The following is a 1,217-nucleotide window of genomic DNA, read 5'->3' as shown; positions in this document are numbered from 1 at the left end:
GGCTCGTCGCCCAGTTCTTCACCCACCTCGCGACGACCACCCCGGTCGAGCGCACCTTCCGTGACGTCCCCTACCTCGTGCAGAACCTGGACGACGCGCTCATCACCCCCGTGCACCGAGCCGCCGTGAACCCACACGTCCACCACGCCGGCGCCCAGCTCGGCCGCGTCGTACACCGCCGCTGACACCGGCCTCACCGAAACTCGTCATCCCCAGATGAACGAGCCGACTGGGCCGGCCGAGCACCTCCTGCTCCTCGCCGGCTACCTCACCCGGCACAACGACGCCCTGACTCGGCTGCACGTACCCGTCCGTTGCCGCGAGCGCACTGCCATTCCTCCCGGCCTGCACTTCCGAATCCCTTGGACCACCGTGTCACTTCTGGACATCCCCGACGTTTTTATCGGGTCCACCGACGACGGCCACACCTTCGTCATCCTCAACCGCCCCATCCGCAACGCCGACCGGCTGCTCACCGACGCCGGCTTCCTCCCTCGTGAACACCACGGCCGCAGGCTCTACCTGCTGCCTCCAGGCATCGCGCAGGACGTACACGAGCGCGCCGGCGTGGCGATGTACGGGCTCTTGGCCCACACCCACGACCTCGTCGACCTTTCCTCGACCACCCGCTGGAGTCCCGACCAGCCGGCAGGCGGCCCAGACCTGCACTTCCAGGTCAGGGACGGCACGGTTGCCGTGACTGCCTCGACCACCGCCGCCCGGTTGCTGTTGGAGCAACACGGCTTCGTCCCCACAGCAGACGGCGCGTCCTACCGCACTCGGGACGGGATGGACGAGTGCCAACTGCTCAGCGCCGTCACCGCTGCCGAGGCACACGCGTACACCCACGGTCTCAGCGCGCGTGTCCACCTGGGCATCCCCACACCAGCCGACATCCCCGCCAGCGCCCGCCGCCGCTCAGCTCCCGCCACCGGTCCACAAACCACACCATCGACCCCTCGCCGCACCCGCTGACCACCCCAACGCATCCGGCACCGCCATCCGAGGAGCTTCCACGTCCTCCGACACCCCCACCGTGCATGATCTCGCCCGTGCCCTCGCCGACCAGCTTCACCCCGGTGCCGCTCCCCGGGACGTGACCGTCAGCTTCGGCGCCCGCCGGCAAGCCCCCATCGAGTACCGCAGCCGCGGTCGGGGCGGACCCGTGACGGTCTACGCCCAGGCACTGCACGCCGCCCTCTACGGCCTTCCCACGC

2 protein-coding genes and 1 pseudogene are annotated in these 1,217 nt (G+C 69.9%); all 3 read left to right on the top strand.

Going from position 1 to position 1,217, the window contains the following annotated elements:
• Positions 1-185, top strand: a pseudogene (locus ACZ6IM_RS42675) (DUF317 domain-containing protein); the annotation flags it as partial.
• Positions 186-216: 31 nt separating this feature from the next.
• The gene (locus ACZ6IM_RS42670) at positions 217-975 is read left to right on the top strand and encodes a hypothetical protein (protein WP_469564650.1); all 759 of its coding nucleotides are present in this window, start codon (positions 217-219) and stop codon (positions 973-975) included.
• 61 nt (positions 976-1,036) lie between these two features.
• A partial coding sequence (locus ACZ6IM_RS42665; RefSeq protein ID WP_469564647.1) for a hypothetical protein occupies positions 1,037-1,217 on the top strand: 181 nt, incomplete at its 3' end.

The organism is Streptomyces sp. NPDC042336, from assembly GCF_055581985.1.
This window is presented reverse-complemented; position numbering and strand designations above follow the sequence as displayed.

What these genes read in the sequence shown, in the direction of transcription:
- ACZ6IM_RS42670 (WP_469564650.1), top strand. Translation starts at nt 217, where the DNA reads ATGAACGAGCCGACTGGGCCGGCCGAGCACCTCCTGCTCCTCGCCGGC.